This window comes from Pseudomonas sp. 22082 (genome assembly GCF_052046055.1).
In the GTDB taxonomy this organism is placed as follows: domain Bacteria; phylum Pseudomonadota; class Gammaproteobacteria; order Pseudomonadales; family Pseudomonadaceae; genus Aquipseudomonas; species Aquipseudomonas pharyngis.
In genome coordinates this window covers 172399-187743 of the sequence record NZ_JBQEQB010000009.1, presented here as the reverse complement: position 1 = coordinate 187743, position 15345 = coordinate 172399, and the positions used below count along the sequence as shown (strand labels likewise).

Here is a 15345-nt window from a genome sequence, read left to right as displayed (position 1 = left end):
TCTGATCAGGGACGTTTTTCCATGCTGGTGATTTCAAACAACGTGCATCTGCCGGATGCCGAGATCGAACTGACGTACATCCGCGCCCAGGGCGCCGGTGGGCAGAACGTCAACAAGGTCTCCAGCGCCGTGCACCTGCGCTTCGACATTCCGGCCTCATCCTTGCCCGAGTTCTACAAGGAGCGGCTGCTGGCGCTGCGCGACAGTCGCATCACCGGCGACGGCGTGCTGATCATCAAGGCCCAGCAGTACCGCACGCAGGAACAGAACCGCGCCGATGCGCTGGAGCGTCTGACCGAGTTGATCCTCAGTGCCACCAAGGTTGAGAAGAAGCGGCGGCCGACCAAGCCGACACTGGGTTCCAAGAAGCGTCGGCTCGAATCGAAGACCAAGCGCGGCAGCATCAAGGCCGGGCGCGGCAAGGTGGATTTCTAGTCTTCGCGGTACTTCGCCGTGTGGCGGTACAGATAGACACTCAGTGCCAGGCCGCTCAAAGAGGCGAGGGCGGCGAACAGGAAGATCGAGGCAAAACCGAAGCCTGCTGCAATCGCCCCTGCCAGCGGCCCGGTGATGCCCAGCGACAAGTCGATGAACAACGAATAAGCCCCGACCGCCGCGCCACGGCTGGAGGCCGGCACCAGGTTCACGGCTTCCACGCCCAGCGCCGGGAACACCAGCGAGAAACCGAAGCCGCTCAATGCCGCGCCGGCCAGTGCCCAGTGCGCGTCCGGCGCCAGCCACAACAACAGCAGGCCCAAGGTTTCCACTGACAGGCAGGCAATCGCCACTCGAAAGCCGCCGAGGCGGTTGATCAGGTTGCCGAACAGCAGGCGTGCGCCGATGAAGCTGGCGCCGAACAGGCTGAGGCACAGCACCGCGTTATCCCAATGCTGCGTGGCGTAATACAGGGTGATGAAGGTGGCGATGGTGCCGAAACCGATCGAGCCCAAGGCCAGTCCACAGCCGTGCGGGAAGACGCGACCGAGAACGTGCATGAACGGCAGGCGCTCGCCGGCCACGATCGGCGCGGCGGTTTTCGGCCAGGCCAGCAGCAGCCCCAGCGTGGCGAGCAGCAGAATGCTCACACCCATGCTCCACAGACCGAAACGGCTGACCAGCCACACCCCCAGCGGCGCACCGACCGCCAGCGCGCCGTAACTGGCGATGCCGTTCCACGAGATGACCTTGGCGGTGTTGGCGGCACCGACGCGGCCGATGCCCCAGCCGATCGATCCCGAGCCGACAAGACTTTCCGCGTTGCCCAGCACCAGGCGGCCGACGAACAGGCTGATCAGGCTCAGCAGCGGCAGGTTTGGCGTCCACGCCGAAATCAGCATGAACACACCGCTCAAACCACAACCGGCCAGACCGATCATCACCGCACGTTTGCTGCCCTGGTTGTCGATGATCTTCCCGGCACACGGGCGGCTGAGCAGGGTGGCGAGGTATTGCACGCTGATCACCAGCCCGGCGATGACCGCGCCGAAGCCCAGGTCGCTGTGCACATAACCTGGCAGCACCGCCAACGGAATGCCGATGTTCAGGTAGCCGATGAAGGTGAACAGGACGATGGAAACGACTTGCAGCGTGACCGCCAGGGGGCGCTGGGGTTCTGGCATAGAGGACGACATGAATTACGATCCACGGGAAGAGCAGAATAGATAGGCTGCTCATGATACCGATGCGGACGCGTCCGGGGCGGGGAAAAGTAAAACTATTTGGCCGGGGCGACCAATTGCGTGGTGACCAGGGCGGCCAGCGCGTTTTCTTCGCTGCCGAAACGGGCGAGCAGGGCGGCCTGTTTCTCGGGCGAGAGACGGCTCCAGATCTCGATCATCTTTTCGGTGGCACCGATCAGGGTCTCGGCCTGTTGTTCATCGAATTCTTTGGACATGGCAACTCAGGTTTCAGGCAGTGTGGAAAGCGCATGTTAGCGCTTTCCACACGGTCTGTACGGCGGGTGTTGCTTACTCTTCGCTGTCGGCCGGACGGCTCTCGGCGGCTTCTTTCGGCTCGGGCTGTTGGGCACCGGCTTGTTGCGTGGTCGTCTGCTCAGTTTCGTGCAGGCTTGGGAAGGGGAGATTCGGAATCTCGTGCATGGTTGCGCTCCTCGCTAAGTCTGTTGATAGATCTGGTAGATCCGCGCTTTCAGAAAGCCTGCGCAGGATACAGCAAGAAAAATGACAAACTCATTTTTAAATCCATTTGTTTCGACGGGCGGGATTGTCTAGACAAGTGCGACAGGGTGACGCAGGGCAGATGTGGGAGCGAGCCTGCTCGCGATGAGTGCTTGTCAGTCGACATTTGTGCTGACTGATGCACCGCTATCGCGAGCAGGCTCGCTCCCACAGTTGGGACTATTTGCAGACGTTGGCGATCGCTTCGGCCAGCAGGTCGAGACGCGTCGCATCAATCCCGGCAACGTTGGCCCGGCCCGAGCTGACCATGTACACGCTGTGATGCTCACGCAGGTTCTTCACCTGTTCCGGCGACAGGCCGGTGTAGGAGAACATCCCGCGTTGCACGCCGATGTGCGCAAAACGCTCGCGCAGGCCGTGCGGTTCCAGCGCTTCCACCAGACCGCTGCGCAACTGGGCGATGCGCAGACGCATGGCTTCCACTTCGTCGGCCCAGCGGCGTTTCAGCTCCGGGTCGGCGAGGATCGTGGCGACCACAGCCGCGCCGTGATCCGGCGGCGTCGACCACAGGTTGCGAGCGATGTGCGCCAACTGGCTGCGGATGTCGATGAGTTTGTCAGCGGTTTTCGCGCTGACGATCAACGCACCGGTGCGGTCGCGATATAAACCGAAGTTCTTCGAGCAGGAGCTGGTGATCAGCAGCTCGGGCAACTCGGCGGCGAACAGCCGGGTCGACCATGCATCCTGCTCCAGACCGTCGCCAAAGCCCTGGTAGGCAAAGTCGATCAGCGGCAGCAGGTCACGGCGGCGTACTACCTCCAGCACTCGCTGCCAGTCGTCGTGGCTCAGGTCGAAACCGGTCGGGTTGTGGCAGCACGCGTGCAGCAGCACCACATCACCTTTCGGCACTTCGTTGAGTACGGCGAGCATCGCATCGACGTCGAGGCGGTTATCGCTGCCGACGTACGGGTAATGGCTGATCTTGACCCCGGCGGCCGCGAAAATCGTTTCGTGGATCGGCCAGGTCGGGTTGCTCAGCCATACACCCTTGCCCGGCAGGCATTGGGCGATGAAGTCCGCCGCCAGACGCAGGGCGCCAGTACCGCCCGGCGTTTGGGTGGCGCCGGCGCGTTGCTCGGCGATCAGCTTCGAATCGACGCCAAGCACCAGCTCATTGATCACCTTGCCGAACAGCGGATTGCCGTGGCCACCGATGTAGGTCTTGGTGTCCTGGCTCTCGACCAGACGCGCCTCGGCGATTTTCACCGCCTCGGGGATCGGCGTCAGGACCTGGGCATCCTTGTAGACGCCTACGCCAAGGTCGAACTTGCGCGGGTTGGAATCCTGCGCGTAGGCCTCCATCAGACCGAGGATCGGGTCGCCGGGCACTCGGCCGATGGCGTCGAAGTGCATTACTTGCGTCCTTCTGCGGTCTTGGCCACTTCGTCAGTGCGCGCGGCCATGATGAAGTCGTTGCGATGCAGGCCTTTGATGGAGTGGCTCCACCAGGTCACGGTGACTTTGCCCCACTCGGTCAGCAGGCCCGGGTGGTGACCTTCGGCCTCGGAGATCTCGCCGACGGCGTTGGTGAACGCCAGCGCGTGTTTGAAGTTCTTGAACAGAAAGACTTTTTCCAGCTGCATGATGCTGTCGCGCACTTCGATGTTCCAGTCAGGGATCTGCTTGATCAGGATCGGCAGTTCTTCATCGCTGACTTGTGGGGCATCGGCACGGCAGGCTTCGCAATGGGCTTGGTTCAAAATGGACATGGTTTGATTCCTGAGATCGGATGTCTTTTTTATAAGAGCTGTTACGGTCGTCAATGTCGCCACGCTAAACCAAAGTGGCGACGACGGACAGACTCACTTGTAAGCAAAAGTCGCGGGTCACGCGGCTTTCGGTTTTGGCGGAAACTTCGGTGCGTGCAGACCCAGCTGCATGCCTTGCTTGACCATGGCCATGATGTCTTCGTGGGCCAGGTCGAACAGGCGCTTGAGGTTCGGCAGGACAAAGTACAGCGGCTGCAGGATGTCGATGCGATACGGCGTGCGCATGGCTTCCAGCGGATCGAAGGCCTGATGCTCGGGCTCGTCCGACAGCGAGTAAACAGTTTCTTTTGGCGAGGACAGGATGCCGCCGCCGTAGATGCGTTTGCCTTGCGGGGTGTCGACCAGGCCGAACTCGATGGTCATCCAGTACAGACGCGCCAGATAAACGCGTTCTTCCTTGGTCGCCTGCAGGCCGAGCTTGCCGTAAGTGTGGGTGAATTCGGCAAACCACGGGTTGGTCAGCAGCGGGCAGTGGCCAAAGATCTCGTGGAAAATGTCCGGCTCCTGCAGGTAGTCCAGTTCTTCACGGGTACGAATGAACGTGGCCACCGGAAACTGCTTGCTGGCGAGCAATTCGAAAAAGGTCTGGAAAGGGATCAGCGCGGGAACGCGGGCAACCTGCCAACCGGTGGTCTCGCCGAGCACCTTGTTGATCTCGCCCAGTTGCGGAATGCGGTCATGGGGCAGACCGAGTTTTTCGATACCGTCCAGGTATTCCTGGCACGCACGACCCTCGATCACTTTCATCTGGCGGGTGATCAGCGTGTTCCACACCGCGTGTTCTTCGGCGGGGTAGTCGATAAAACCTTGCGCATCGGGCTCGCGGGCCACGTATTGCGTCTGCTTCATACTGCTCTCCTGCGAGGGGAATTTCGTTCTTGTTATGTCCTGCGATGGACTGAGAAATACCCCGGAACGTTTGTTGTTGCAGCAGGTTGAAGACTGGTTGAGTAGGAAAAGTCTCTTTAATTCGTAAAATTTTCGTTACGCTTCGCGCGATAAGTCGTGTTTACGGTGACTGTCGGGTTTGAAAAGGCCAATGGCTGTCACATAATCTTGACGACTATCTTGCGCGCTGCGCAGAAAATTCCGGCGTCAGACCGGCTCTTCACCTGTTTCGGGCCTTTATATGCGTATCAAAGTCCATTGTCAGAACCGCATCGGCATCCTGCGCGACATTCTCAATCTGTTGGTGGAGTACGGGATCAACGTCGCCCGTGGCGAGGTGGGCGGTGAGCATGGCAACGCGATCTACCTGCATTGCCCGAACCTGATCAACATTCAGTTCCAGGCGCTGCGACCCAAGTTCGAGGCGATTGCCGGGGTGTTCGGCGTCAAGCGGGTAGGGTTGATGCCCAGCGAGCGGCGGCACATGGAGTTGAATGCGCTGCTCGGTGCGCTGGAGTTTCCGGTGCTGTCGATCGACATGGGCGGCTCCATCGTGGCGGCCAACCGGGCGGCGGCGCAGTTGCTCGGGGTGCGGGTGGACGAGGTGCCGGGGATTCCGTTGTCGCGTTACGCCGAGGATTTCGATCTGCCGGAACTGGTGCGCGCCAACAAATCGCGAATCAACGGCATGCGGGTCAAGGTCAAGGGCGACATCTTTCTGGCCGACATCGCGCCGCTGCAATCGGAGCACGACGACAGCGAGGCCATGGCTGGCGCAGTGCTGACGCTGCACCGCGCGGACCGGGTCGGCGAGCGCATCTATAACGTGCGCAAACAAGAGTTGCGTGGCTTCGACAGTATCTTCCAGAGCTCCAAGGTGATGGCAGCGGTGGTGCGTGAAGCGCGACGCATGGCGCCGCTGGATGCGCCGTTGTTGATTGAAGGTGAAACCGGCACCGGCAAGGAATTGCTGGCACGGGCCTGCCATTTGGCGAGCCCGCGCGGTCAGTCACCGTTGATGGCGCTCAACTGCGCGGGGTTGCCGGAGTCGATGGCCGAGACCGAACTGTTCGGCTACGGCCCCGGTGCCTTTGAAGGCGCTCGGGCCGAAGGCAAGCTCGGGCTGCTGGAGCTGACGGCGGGCGGCACGCTGTTCCTCGATGGTGTCGGCGAAATGAGCCCGCGCTTGCAGGTGAAACTGCTGCGATTCCTGCAGGACGGCTGCTTTCGGCGGGTGGGCAGTGATGAAGAGGTTTACCTCGATGTGCGGGTGATCTGCGCAACCCAGGTCGACCTGTCGGAGCTGTGCGCGCGCGGCGAATTTCGCCAGGATCTGTATCACCGCTTGAACGTGCTTTCGCTGCACATCCCGCCACTGCGCGAATGCCTCGACGGTTTGACGCCGCTGGTGGAGCACTTTCTTGATCAGGCCAGTCGGCAGATCGGCTGCCCGCTGCCGAAACTGGCGCCGGCGGCGATGGATCGGCTCAGTCACTACCACTGGCCGGGCAACGTGCGGCAACTGGAGAACGTGCTGTTCCAGGCGGTTTCGCTGTGCGACGGCGGCACGGTCAAGGCCGAGCACATTCGCCTGCCGGATTACGGTGTGCGTCAGCCGCTTGGCGATTTTTCCCTCGAAGGCGGGCTGGACGAGATTGTCGGGCGCTTCGAAAAAGCGGTGCTGGAACGCTTGTATTCCGAACATCCAAGCAGTCGGCAACTGGGCAAGCGGCTTGGGGTTTCCCATACGACCATCGCCAACAAGTTGCGTGAGTACGAAGTCGGCAAGGACGCGTCGGAGTGATCACGGCCGGATCGGGTGTTTGCCGCCAAGCGGCATGACACCGCCGGTTTTTCGTCTTCGATACATTTCCCTTCTCCCCGCAAAATCCCTCAAGTCCTTTGTTTACCGGGTCGTGGGCCGCCAGAAAAAAGTTGGTCTGCAAATTGCTTATGGCTCAGCAGTACAGCGGTGGGCGGCAAACGTCCGGCATGCAGAGGAAAGAGTGTGGACAAGTACCTTTATGTGGCAATGACCGGCGCCAGCCAGAACGCACTGGCGCAAAAGGCTCATGCCAACAACCTGGCGAACATCTCCACCAACGGTTTTCAGCGCGACCTGGAACAGGCGCGTTCGATGCCGGTGTTCGGTGACAGCTTTCCGGCGCGTGCGTTTGCCATGAGCGAACGGCCCGCCACCGACTTCACGCCGGGCTCGCTGGTGCAGACCGGTCGTGACCTCGACGTCGCCGTGTCGGGTAACGGCTGGATCGCCGTGCAGAACCCCAATGGCGGTGAAAGTTACGTGCGCACCGGCAGCCTCAATATCGATGCCCTCGGCGTGTTGCGTGCCGGCAACGGCATGCCGGTCATGGGCAATGGCGGGCCGATCGCCGTGCCACCGGAGCAGCAGGTGGAAGTTGGTGAAGACGGCACCATCAGTATCCGTGCGATGGGCGAGGGGCCGCGCGTCATGGCCGAAGTCGACCGGATCAAGCTGGTCAACCCGGACATCAAGAACATGAACAAGGGCCTGGACGGTTCGATTTACACCAAGGACGGCCAGCCTGCGCCGGCCGATGCCAACGTCAAACTGGTGTCGGGTTTCCTGGAGTCGAGCAACGTCAATGCCGTGGAAGAGATGACGTCGGTGCTGGCCCTGGCCAAGCAGTTCGAACTGCACGTCAAGATGATGAACACCGCCAAAGACGACGACCAGGCCATGGCTCGGGTCTTGCAGATCAGCTAATTATCAGAACGTCGCGCCGTAAAACAGGCGCACGAGGAGAATCGAATGCTTCCGGCTCTATGGGTTGCCAAAACCGGTCTGTCCGCCCAGGACACCAACCTGACCACCATTTCCAACAACCTGGCGAACGTGTCGACCACGGGTTTCAAACGTGACCGCGCCGAATTCCAGGACCTGCTGTACCAGATCAAGCGTCAGCCAGGCGCCCAGTCGACCCAGGACAGCGAACTGCCGTCGGGTCTGCAAGTGGGTACCGGTGTGCGCATCGTCGGCACCCAGAAAAACTTCACCGCCGGCAGCCTGCAAACCACCGAGCAGCCGCTGGACATGGCCATCGACGGTCGCGGTTTCTTCCAGATCCTGCAGCCGGACGGCACCACGTCCTACACCCGTGACGGTACTTTCCACCTCGACTCCAACGGCCAGATCGTCAACGCCAGCGGTTTCGCCCTGGAACCGGCCATCGTCATCCCGAACAACGCCCAGACCTTCACTGTGGGTCGTGACGGCACCGTGTCGATCACCACCGCCGGCAACGCCGCATCGCAAGTGATCGGCAACCTGCAAACCGCCGACTTCATCAACCCGGCCGGTCTGCAAGCGGTGGGCAACAACCTGTTCCTGGAAACCGCCGCTTCCGGTGCGCCGCAAGTCGGTACGCCGGGCCTGAACGGTTTCGGTACCACCCTGCAGAACACCCTGGAAACCTCCAACGTCAGCACCGTGGAAGAGATGGTCAACATGATCACCACCCAGCGCGCGTACGAGATGAACTCCAAGGTGATCTCCACCGCCGACCAAATGCTCTCGTTCGTAACGCAGAATCTGTAATCAAGTCTATGAGGCGGCCATGAGGCTGCCTGCAACACCGTGAGGTAAGGGTCATGAAGCGCTTTGTATCTGTTGTGGCATTGAGCGGGGTCGTCTCGCTCGCGGGCTGCGTCGCTCCGACGCCCAAGCCCAATGATCCTTACTACGCCCCGGTGTTGCCGCGCACACCGTTGCCGTCGGCCGCCAACAACGGCTCGATCTATCAGGCCGGTTTCGAGCAGAACCTGTACAGCGACCGCAAGGCGTTCCGGGTCGGTGACATCATCACCATCACCCTGAACGAGAGAACCCAGGCCAGCAAGAACGCCAACTCTCAGGTGGCCAAGAACAGCAAGACCGGCATCGGCCTGACATCGCTGTTCGGCAGCAGTGCGACCACCAACAACCCGATCGGCAGCAATGACCTGAGCCTGAGCGCCAGCTACGAAGGCGACCGCGCGACCAAAGGTGACAGCAAGGCCGCCCAGGGCAACACCCTGACCGGCTCGATCACCGTGACCGTTGCCGACGTTCTGCCCAACGGCATCATCGCCGTGCGTGGCGAGAAGTGGATGACCCTCAACACCGGCGACGAGCTGGTGCGGATCGCCGGTCTCGTGCGGGCCGATGACATCGCCACCGACAACACCGTGTCCTCGACCCGGGTCGCCGATGCGCGCATCACCTACTCGGGCACCGGTTCGTTCGCCGATGCGAGTCAGCCAGGCTGGTTCGACCGTTTCTTCCTCAGCCCGCTGTTCCCTTTCTAGGTGGCTACGTTGAATTTCAGAAGTCTCATGGTGGCCGCGTTCCTGTTGTCGGCGGCCTTCAATGCACAAGCCGAACGGTTGAAGGACATCGCCAGCATTTCCGGCGTGCGTTCCAACCAGTTGATTGGCTACGGCCTGGTGGTCGGTCTTAACGGCACCGGCGACCAGACCACGCAGACCCCGTTTACCCTGCAGACCTTCAACAACATGCTCTCGCAGTTCGGCATCAAGGTGCCGCCGGGATCGGGCAACGTGCAGCTGAAAAACGTTGCGGCAGTGTCGGTGAGTGCCGATCTGCCGGCGTTCGCCAAACCGGGTCAGCAGGTCGATATCACCGTGTCGTCCATCGGTAACTCCAAGAGCCTGCGCGGCGGCACCCTGTTGCTGACCCCGCTCAAGGGTATCGACGGCAACGTCTACGCCATCGCCCAGGGCAACCTGGTGGTCGGCGGTTTCGATGCTGAAGGTCGTGACGGTTCGAAGATCACCGTCAACGTTCCGTCGGCCGGTCGCATCCCGGGCGGTGCGTCGGTCGAGCGTTCGGTGCCGAGCGGTTTCAACCAGGGCAACAGCCTGACGCTGAACCTCAACCGTTCCGACTTCACCACCGCCAAGCGTATCGTCGACAAGATCAACGACATGCTCGGCCCTGGCGTGGCCCAGGCCATCGACGGCGGTTCGATCCGTGTGACCGCGCCGCTCGATCCGAGCCAGCGTGTCGACTACCTGTCGATCCTGGAGAACCTCGAAGTCGATCCGGGTCAGGCCGTTGCGAAAGTCATCATCAACTCGCGTACCGGCACCATCGTCATCGGCCAGAACGTGAAGGTGTCGCCGGCCGCCGTGACCCACGGCAGCCTGACCGTGACCATCACCGAAGACCCGATCGTCAGCCAGCCGGGCCCGCTGTCCAACGGCCAGACCGCCGTAGTGCCGCGCTCGCGGGTGAATGCCGAACAGGAAGCCAAGCCGATGTTCAAGTTCGGCCCGGGTACCACCCTCGACGAGATCGTCCGTGCGGTGAACCAGGTCGGCGCCGCGCCGGGTGACCTGATGGCCATCCTTGAAGCGCTGAAGCAGGCCGGCGCGTTGCAAGCCGACCTGATCGTGATCTGAGGACGCCGACCATGGATATGCGCAAAAGCGGTCTGGTCAGCAGCAGCGATTCGGGTTCGTACTCCGACCTCAATCGTCTGAACCAGCTCAAGGTCGGCGACAAGAACAGCGATGCGAACATGCGCAAGGTCGCGCAGGAATTCGAATCGCTGTTCCTCGGTGAAATGCTCAAGTCGATGCGTTCGGCCACTGAAGCGCTGGGCCAGGACAACCCGCTCAATACGCCGGCGGCCAAGCAATATCAGGAAATGTACGACCAGCAACTGGCGGTCTCCATGTCCCGCGAGGGCGGGGGTATCGGCCTGGCCGACGTGCTGATGCGCCAGATGTCGAAGAACAAACCGATGGCGCCGGGCGAGGCTGCGGCCGCGTCCGCCGCCAAGCAGGAAGAAGCCAAAGCCAAGGCCGCTGCCGTGGCCACGCCGATTGCCGCCGGCACCGTGGCTACGAATGGTCCGTTGTCGCGACTCAATGGCGAGCGTCCGTTGTGGGCGTCGCGTTCGGTGCATGCGCCGAGCACCGAACTGACCCATCGCAATGACATGGAAATGATCAACCAGCGTCGTCTGGCGTTGCCGCCGAAACTGGCGGATCGCTTGCTCGCAGGTCTGGTGCCGTCAGCCACGCCGGCGGCGACCACTCAACTGCCGCAACGCGCCACGACCGCCGCTGCCACCGGTTCCGGCCCGCTGTACAACGGCGACTGGCTGGACCGCGCCGAGGCAGATAAAGCCTCGGGCGGGCAGATGCAGATTTACGGCCGCGCCATGGCGCAGATCCCGCTGGCACCGGCAAAGAAAGCGTTCGGCAACGCCGACGAATTCGTCAACACCATGCTGCCGATGGCGCAGGAAGCCGCCGCGCGAATTGGCGTCGATCCGCGTTATCTGGTGGCTCAGGCTGCGCTGGAAACCGGCTGGGGCAAATCGGTCATGCGCGCCCAGGACGGTAGCAGCAGTCACAACCTGTTCGGCATCAAGGCGAGCAGCAACTGGAAGGGCGATTCGGCCCGGGCGATCACCAGCGAATTCCGCAACGGGCAGATGGTCAAGGAGACGGCCGAGTTCCGTTCCTACGCCTCGTACAAGGACAGCTTCCACGATCTGGTGACGTTGCTGCAGAGCAATAATCGCTATCAAGATGTGCTGAAGTCGGCCGATAACCCAGAACAGTTTGTACGCGAATTGCAGAAGGCCGGTTACGCGACCGACCCGAACTACGCGACGAAGATTTCGCAGATTGCCAGGCAGATGACGGTCAATCAGAACTACGCTGCGGCCGGCGTTTCAACAACGCCCTTATAAACACAAGGTAAGGTTTGAATCATGAGTTTGCTCAATATCGGGATGTCGGGGTTGGCCGCGAGTTCATCCTCTCTGGCTGTGACGGGTAACAACATTGCCAACGTCGACACCGCCGGTTATTCGCGCCAGCAAACCGTGCAGGGCACCAAGTCCTCGATTCAGTACGGTAACGTGTTCATCGGTACCGGTACGACCCTCGCCGACGTGCGTCGGGTGTACAACTCCTACCTTGAATCGCAGCTGCGTACCGCCACGTCGCTCAATAGCGAAGCCGCCGCTTTCGGTGCGCAGGCCACCGCACTGGACGGCTCGCTGTCCGACACCAACACCGGCCTGACCGGCGTGCTGCAGAAATTCTTCACCTCGATGCAAGGCGTATCGACCTCGGCCACCGACGACACTTCCCGTCAGTCGGTACTGACCGGCGCGCAGGCCCTGACCAGTCGCTTCAACGCGCTGGCCAAGCAGATGAACGATCAGAACGCCACGCTCAATGGCAACCTGTCCGACATGGCGTCCCAGGTGAACAAGCTGGCAACCTCGATTGCCACGCTGAACCAGAAGATCGGCGAGATCTCCACCAGCGGCGGCCAGCCGAACGATCTGCTCGACAGCCGTAACGAAGCCGTGCGTCAGCTCTCCGAGCTGACCGGCGCGCAAGTCGTTGAGCGTGGCACCAGCTTCGACGTCTACATCGGCAGCGGCCAGCCGTTGGTCATCGGCAATACCACCAATACCCTGAGCACCGTGCCGCTCAAGGGTGACCCATCGCGCATGGGCATCCAGATGGATCGTGGTTCGAGCACCATCGACATCACCTCGGCGATGACCGGGGGTGAAATCGGCGGTCTGCTGACTTATCGCAAGGAAGTACTCGATCCTGCACTCAACGAGCTGGGCCGTGTGGCACTGGTCGTTGCCGACCAGATCAACCGCCAGCAAGCCCAGGGCATCGACAAGAACGGTGACTTTGGCGCGGCGATTTTCAACGACATCAACAGTGCCGCCCTGATCAGCCAGCGCAGTATTGCCCAGTCCGGCAACAGCGCAGGTTCGGGCAACCTTGATGTCACCATCAAGGACACCGGCAAGCTGACCACCAGCGACTACCAGGTCACCTTCACCAGCGCGACCAATTACACGGTCAAGCGCTCCGACGGCACCGACATGGGTTCGTTCAGCACCACGACCACGCCGCCTCCGGTAATCGACGGCTTTACCCTGGCCCTGAACGGTGGTGCCCTGAGTGCCGGCGACACGTTCAAGGTCACCCCGACCCGCAACGCGGCGGCCAGCATCCAGACCGTGCTCACCGACCCGAAGAAAATCGCGGCAGCCGCACCGTTGACAGGCGTGGCCAGTGCCAACAACTCAGGCACCTACACTCAGCCGACGCTGACTGACGTCGTCGATATCTACAACCCGGCGTCCCAGGCGGAGCTGCAGAACGCGCTCAAGTATTCGACCCCGGTCAAACTGGTATTCGGTGCCACCACCAGTGGCAGCCAGACTTACAACATGGTTGATGCCAAGGGTGCCACGATCGGTTCCGGCGTCATCGTTCCCGGTCAGGCGAACACCCTGAACCTGAAGATCGGCATGGTCGACTCCACCGGTGCGCCGGTGATGGACACCACGGTCATCCCGAACGTGCAAAAGACCTTCACCGTGCAGACTACCGTGGGCGCGACGCCGAAGTCCGGCGAAACCTTCACCATCAACCTGACCGGCGCAGCTTCTTCGGACAACCGCAACGCCCAGGCACTGGTCGGTTTGCAGACCAAACAGACCGTCGACACCGGCACGGCGAGCAAGGGCATCAGCCTGACCGACGCCTACAACAAACTGGTGACCAACGTCGGTACCCAGGCGGCCCAGAGCAAGTCCGACGGTGCGGCCACCACGGTGATCCTGGATCAGGCCCAGGGTGCGCGGGACTCGCTGTCCCAGGTCAACCTGGATGAAGAGACCGGCAACCTGGTCAAGTATCAGCAGTACTACACAGCGTCTTCGCAGATCATCAAAGCTGCGCAGGAAACCTTCGCCACGCTGATCAACAGCCTTTAAGGAGCCGTAATTCATGCGCATTTCCACCGCCCAGTATTACGCGACACAAGCTGCCCAATATCAGCGCAACTACAGCAAGACGGTCGCGACCGCCAACGAAGCCAGCAGCCTGCAGCGCATCAACACCGCCGCCGACGATCCGATCGGGGCTGGTCGTTTGCTGCGCCTGGGTCAGCAGGCCGCGATGCTCGATCAGTACAAAGGCAACATCGACACCACCAAGAGCTCGCTGACTGTTCAGGAATCTACGCTGACGGCCATCACCGACGCCTTGCAGCGCGCCAAGGAGATCGGGCTGGCAGCCAACAACGGCATCGCCACCGACAAGGACCGCCAGGCTTACGCCGCCGAGCTGAGCCAGATCCAGCAACAAGTGCTGGGCCTGATGAACTCCAAGGACGCCAACGGCAATTACCTGTTTTCCGGTTCGAAAACCGATACCGCGCCGTACTCGCAGAACGCCGATGGCACCTACACCTACAACGGTGACCAGACCCAGATCAACCTGGGCATTGGCGATGGTTTGTCGGTGGCCACTAACACCACCGGTTGGGATGCTTTCCAGCAGACCATCAATACTGCGCGCACCCAGACCAACATGACGGCTCCGGCCGTTGATGACGGTCGCGTTGTGCTGACCAACGGTGTCGTTGGCAGCGCGGCGACTTACAACTCCAAGTTCACGGCCGGCCAGCCGTACACCGTGGACTTCATCAGCAGCACTCAGCTGAAGATTACCGATGCCTTGGGCAACGATGTGACGGCCGAAGCCAGCCAGAACGGTCTGATCAGCAACAGCAACGGCGCGAACCAGACGGTCAGCTTCCGTGGCGTCGACATGAAGTTGAACATCAACCTCAAGGCCGGCGACACCAACCCGGACGCGGTCATTGCCGGCCACAGCTTCCAGCTGTCGGCTTCGCCGGACTCGTTCACCACTTCGCGCAGCCCGGGCAACCCGTCGACCGCGGTCATCACCGGTTCCAGCGTGACCAACCAGGCAGCCTACGACGCGGCCTTCCCGTCGGGCGGCGGCGCAGTCCTGAAGTTCACCAGCGCCACTGCGTTCGACCTGTACGCGGCGCCTGTCACTGCCGACAGCAAGCCGATCTCGTCGGGTACCGTGGCTGGCGGCAACGCCACGGCAGCGGGTGTGACCTTCGCCCTCGGCGGCACGCCCGCGGCCGGTGACCAGTTCTCGATCCAGTCCAACAACCACCAGACCCAGAACGTGCTCGACACCCTGGGCCAGATGGTCACGGCGCTGAACACCCCGATCGACGGTGATCCGGTGGCCAAGCAGAAATTCCAGGGGGCAATGGAGTCGGCACTGGGCAACATCGACAGTGCCGCCAACCAGATCGGCAGTGCGGTGACGTCCATCGGTGCCCGCGGGCAGTCGCTGGATGACCAGAGCACCACCAACCAGAGCCTGCAACTGGCGAACGCCACCACCCAGGGCACGATCCGTGATTCGGATCCGGCCGAAGTGATGACCCGTCTGACCTTGCAGCAGACCATGCTGCAGGCCTCGCAACTGGCGTTCAGCAAAATCTCTCAGTTGGGCCTGTTCAACAAGATCTGATCCTGAACGGGCGCGCAAGCGCCCGTTTGCTCTGACCGCTCTGTATCAATCGTCTTTTTTTGCGGTTTCAAAGGGCTCGCTGTTCCGGG

The 15345-nt window shown here is 61.6% G+C and carries 15 protein-coding genes; 9 read left to right on the top strand and 6 right to left on the bottom strand.

The annotated features are described in order from the left end of the window. The first annotated feature begins 21 nt into the window (after positions 1–21). Positions 22–435: an alternative ribosome rescue aminoacyl-tRNA hydrolase ArfB gene (gene arfB, locus ACTJK9_RS13350; RefSeq protein WP_011333010.1), complete on the top strand. Its 414-nt coding sequence runs from the start codon at positions 22–24 to the stop codon at positions 433–435. Here arfB and ACTJK9_RS13345 read toward each other — a convergent pair. The 6 genes from ACTJK9_RS13345 to phhA all read right to left on the bottom strand — a co-directional run bounded on the left by ACTJK9_RS13345 (position 432) and on the right by phhA (position 4816). Further along, the gene (locus ACTJK9_RS13345; RefSeq protein WP_440814308.1) at positions 432–1619 is read right to left on the bottom strand and encodes an MFS transporter; all 1188 of its coding nucleotides are present in this window, start codon (positions 1617–1619) and stop codon (positions 432–434) included. The two genes, arfB and ACTJK9_RS13345, sit on opposite strands and share 4 nt — an antisense overlap. A gap of 95 nt (positions 1620–1714) precedes the next feature. Then, the gene (locus ACTJK9_RS13340; RefSeq protein WP_011333012.1) at positions 1715–1894 is read right to left on the bottom strand and encodes a hypothetical protein; all 180 of its coding nucleotides are present in this window, start codon (positions 1892–1894) and stop codon (positions 1715–1717) included. Positions 1895–1967: 73 nt separating this feature from the next. Next, positions 1968–2099, bottom strand: coding sequence for a hypothetical protein (locus tag ACTJK9_RS13335; RefSeq protein ID WP_007958347.1), 132 nt, complete (start codon positions 2097–2099; stop codon positions 1968–1970). Between the two features lie 258 nt (positions 2100–2357). Further along, the gene (locus ACTJK9_RS13330; RefSeq protein ID WP_440814264.1) at positions 2358–3551 is read right to left on the bottom strand and encodes an amino acid aminotransferase; all 1194 of its coding nucleotides are present in this window, start codon (positions 3549–3551) and stop codon (positions 2358–2360) included. Beyond that, on the bottom strand, positions 3551–3907 hold the full coding sequence (locus ACTJK9_RS13325; RefSeq protein WP_166495453.1) for a 4a-hydroxytetrahydrobiopterin dehydratase: 357 nt from the start codon (positions 3905–3907) through the stop codon (positions 3551–3553). The genes ACTJK9_RS13330 and ACTJK9_RS13325 overlap by 1 nt, the downstream gene beginning before the upstream one ends. Before the next feature lie 117 nt (positions 3908–4024). Next, positions 4025–4816 carry a phenylalanine 4-monooxygenase gene (phhA, locus tag ACTJK9_RS13320; protein ID WP_039765515.1) on the bottom strand — a complete coding sequence of 264 codons (792 nt, stop codon included), beginning with the start codon at positions 4814–4816 and terminating at the stop codon, positions 4025–4027. A 280-nt stretch (positions 4817–5096) separates the two neighbouring features. Between phhA and ACTJK9_RS13315 the strand changes: the two genes are divergently transcribed. From ACTJK9_RS13315 to ACTJK9_RS13280, 8 genes are all read left to right on the top strand, one after another. After that, positions 5097–6659 (top strand): sigma-54-dependent phenylalanine hydroxylase transcriptional regulator PhhR, encoded by a 1563-nt coding sequence (locus ACTJK9_RS13315; protein ID WP_011333015.1) that lies wholly within the window; start codon positions 5097–5099, stop codon positions 6657–6659. A gap of 204 nt (positions 6660–6863) precedes the next feature. Beyond that, positions 6864–7604: a flagellar basal body rod protein FlgF gene (locus ACTJK9_RS13310; RefSeq protein ID WP_007958343.1), complete on the top strand. Its 741-nt coding sequence runs from the start codon at positions 6864–6866 to the stop codon at positions 7602–7604. A gap of 45 nt (positions 7605–7649) precedes the next feature. Then, positions 7650–8435, top strand: coding sequence for a flagellar basal-body rod protein FlgG (gene flgG, locus ACTJK9_RS13305; protein ID WP_039765524.1), 786 nt, complete (start codon positions 7650–7652; stop codon positions 8433–8435). 53 nt (positions 8436–8488) lie between these two features. Continuing rightward, the gene (flgH, locus tag ACTJK9_RS13300; protein WP_085605729.1) at positions 8489–9184 is read left to right on the top strand and encodes a flagellar basal body L-ring protein FlgH; all 696 of its coding nucleotides are present in this window, start codon (positions 8489–8491) and stop codon (positions 9182–9184) included. A 27-nt stretch (positions 9185–9211) separates the two neighbouring features. Next, positions 9212–10300, top strand: a complete 1089-nt coding sequence (locus tag ACTJK9_RS13295; protein ID WP_039765528.1) for a flagellar basal body P-ring protein FlgI — start codon at positions 9212–9214, stop codon at positions 10298–10300. Between the two features lie 11 nt (positions 10301–10311). After that, complete coding sequence (gene flgJ, locus ACTJK9_RS13290) at positions 10312–11604, top strand: flagellar assembly peptidoglycan hydrolase FlgJ (protein ID WP_440814260.1); 1293 nt, start codon at positions 10312–10314, stop codon at positions 11602–11604. Between the two features lie 21 nt (positions 11605–11625). Next, positions 11626–13671, top strand: coding sequence for a flagellar hook-associated protein FlgK (flgK, locus tag ACTJK9_RS13285; RefSeq protein WP_440814257.1), 2046 nt, complete (start codon positions 11626–11628; stop codon positions 13669–13671). 13 nt (positions 13672–13684) lie between these two features. Further along, positions 13685–15256: a flagellar hook-associated protein 3 gene (locus ACTJK9_RS13280; RefSeq protein ID WP_085611551.1), complete on the top strand. Its 1572-nt coding sequence runs from the start codon at positions 13685–13687 to the stop codon at positions 15254–15256. The last annotated feature ends 89 nt before the right edge of the window (positions 15257–15345 follow it).